This is a genomic window from Glutamicibacter sp. NPDC127525 (assembly GCF_042672105.1).
GTDB lineage: Bacteria > Actinomycetota > Actinomycetes > Actinomycetales > Micrococcaceae > Glutamicibacter.
Window position 1 is genome coordinate 1 of the sequence record NZ_JBHXVN010000017.1, and the last position, 1,207, is coordinate 1,207.

At 56.9% G+C, this 1,207-nt stretch carries 1 rRNA gene; it reads left to right on the forward strand.

Annotated elements, in window-relative coordinates:
* Positions 1-1,207, forward strand: a 23S ribosomal RNA gene (locus ACFVHU_RS18590); the annotation flags it as partial.

Here is a 1,207-nt window from a genome sequence, read left to right on the forward strand (position 1 = left end):
GATGACCTGTGGTTAGGGGTGAAAGGCCAATCAAACTCCGTGATAGCTGGTTCTCCCCGAAATGCATTTAGGTGCAGCGTCGTGTGTTTCTTGCCGGAGGTAGAGCACTGGATAGGCGATGGGCCCTACCGGGTTACTGACCTTAGCCAAACTCCGAATGCCGGTAAGTGAGAGCGCGGCAGTGAGACTGTGGGGGATAAGCTCCATGGTCGAGAGGGAAACAGCCCAGAGCATCGACTAAGGCCCCTAAGCGTACGCTAAGTGGGAAAGGATGTGGAGTCGCAGAGACAACCAGGAGGTTGGCTTAGAAGCAGCCACCCTTGAAAGAGTGCGTAATAGCTCACTGGTCAAGTGATTCCGCGCCGACAATGTAGCGGGGCTCAAGCGTACCGCCGAAGTCGTGTCATTCCAGCGTTAGGGCCAACGCCTGCTGGGATGGGTAGGGGAGCGTCGTGTGCCGGGTGAAGCAGCCGCGGAAGCGAGTTGTGGACGGTTCACGAGTGAGAATGCAGGCATGAGTAGCGATACACACGTGAGAAACGTGTGCGCCGATTGACTAAGGGTTCCTGGGTCAAGCTGATCTGCCCAGGGTAAGTCGGGACCTAAGGCGAGGCCGACAGGCGTAGTCGATGGACAACCGGTTGATATTCCGGTACCCGCTTTGAAACGCCCAATATCGAGCCCATTAATGCTAAGGCCGTGAAGCCGTTCCGGACCCTTCGGGGAAAGGAAAGTGGTGGAGCCGCTGATCCAAGGTGGTAGTAGGTAAGCGATGGGGTGACGCAGGAAGGTAGTCCAGCCCGGGCGGTGGTTGTCCCGGGGTAAGGGTGTAGGACGCACGGTAGGCAAATCCGTCGTGCATATAAGTCTGAGACCTGATGCCGAGCCGATTGTGGTGAAGTGGATGATCCTATGCTGTCGAGAAAAGCCTCTAGCGAGTTTCATGGCGGCCCGTACCCTAAACCGACTCAGGTGGTCAGGTAGAGAATACCGAGGCGTTCGGGTGAACTATGGTTAAGGAACTCGGCAAAATGCCCCCGTAACTTCGGGAGAAGGGGGGCCATCACTGGTGATCGGATTTACTCCGTGAGCTGGGGGTGGCCGCAGAGACCAGCGAGAAGCGACTGTTTACTAAAAACACAGGTCCGTGCGAAGCCGTAAGGCGATGTATACGGACTGACGCCTGCCCGGTGCTGGAACGTTAAGG